General features: G+C 63.4%; 1 protein-coding gene. It reads right to left on the bottom strand.

The window, feature by feature from the left end; genetic code table 11:
- Positions 1–955 (bottom strand): bile acid:sodium symporter family protein (locus ACT6Y9_RS10855; protein ID WP_443744540.1); only part of this gene is annotated, 955 nt, incomplete at its 3' end.
- Positions 956–1,640: the final 685 nt, after the last annotated feature.

Raw genomic sequence — 1,640 nt, 5'->3', positions numbered from 1 at the left:
CGGCCCCGGGCTTTTCGGCCTTCTTCGCATGCCTCATCTGGAAGAAGGTGGCGACCACCGGAGCGGAGATGTTGTGCCTGAGCGCGCCGATCGCGGACGGGAGCGCCGTCATCGGGGCGGCGGCGAAGTGCACGCCGGCCAGGGCCACGCCGAGGGCGGAGTTCTGCATGCCCACCTCGAAGCACAGGCACTTGCACTTGGCCTCGTCCATGCCGAGCATGCGACCGAGGAAGTACCCCAGACCCATGCCGATCGCGTTCTGGATGGCGACCGCCGCGAAGGCGACGAAGCCGGCGTTCACGATCGAGCCCTTGGTGCCCGCCACGACGGCGGAGATGATCACCACGATGGCGGCGACGGAGACGATCGGGAGCGCAGCGGTGACCTGCTTCACGCGGCTGCCGAAGATGCGGTGCACGATCACGCCGGCGGCGATCGGGAGGAGGATCACCTGGACGATCGACATGAACATCGCGGCCGGGTCGATGGCGAGCCACTGGCTGGCGAAGAAGTACATCAACGCGGGGGTGACCACGGGCGCCATGAGCGTCGTGCACGAGGTGATCGTCACGGAGAGCGCGACGTCGCCGCGGGCGAGGAAGGTGACGACGTTCGAGGCCGTGCCGCCCGGGGCGCACCCGAGGAGCATCATGCCGACGGCGAGGTCGGGCGGCAACTGGAAGGCCCAGCAGAGCGCCCAGGCCGAGAGCGGCATGATCGTGAACTGAGCGATGATCCCGACGAAGACGTCGCGCGGACGGCGGAAGATCTCACGGAAGTCCGCCGTGGTGAGCGTGAGGCCCATGCCGAACATCACGACGCCGAGGAGAACCGGCACGTACGGCCCTACAAGCTTGAACACCTCGGGGAAAAGGAAGCCGAGGACGCCGGCGGCGACGACCCAAAGGGCAAACGTTTTGTTCACGAACTGGCTGATCTTCACGAGGATGTTCATCATTTTGTGCGTCAGGCGGTGCGTTCTTAGCGCGCCGCCCCCGGTGCGGTTTGGGTTGTGAACCAGAAGTACATGGCTGACCTCTTGGGTTGCGGATGGCTGCTTCACGGGATCCCTGGGGAGCCCCGGTGCGCCGCGGAGCCGTCTCATCGGGCGCCGCGTTTCACGCTGCGGTGAAGTGAAGATTACGTGCCGACGCGCGTTTTTGCTTGCGAAAACGGTATGGAGAACACACATATTTTTAGGAATATGAGCATGTTGATGATGCAATCCAATAGATATTGCAGAAACACCCTAGAGGGTTTTTCCTTCCGTCCAAGGGAGGGGGCGGGGGCCGAAGCGGCCGGAGTTCGGAGCTACATCCACCCCGCCTTGACGTCAATCAATGTTTGATGAAGTCGGCGCAAATGAGAGTGGTTTTCTTTCGCGGAGGCATTGCGAATCATTCTCATGAAGGGCATACTTCATCTCAAGCAAGACAGCTGATCCGCGCTACATGAAGTCAGGGGTCGACTTCGCGGATCGTCGCCTCGGAGGTGCAACGCCTCCTTTCAACAACATGAGGCGCTGTCTTGGGGTCTCCTAGAAGGGGGCGGCGCAAAGCGTCGCCCCCTCTTTTTATCTGCGCGCGGCGCAGCCCCCGCCCGGCGTGCCGCGGGCTGCGGATCAACCGGAAGGCCGTCCT

The organism is Sutterella sp. (assembly GCF_052272535.1).
In the GTDB taxonomy this organism is placed as follows: domain Bacteria; phylum Pseudomonadota; class Gammaproteobacteria; order Burkholderiales; family Burkholderiaceae_F; genus Sutterella.
This window is presented reverse-complemented; position numbering and strand designations above follow the sequence as displayed.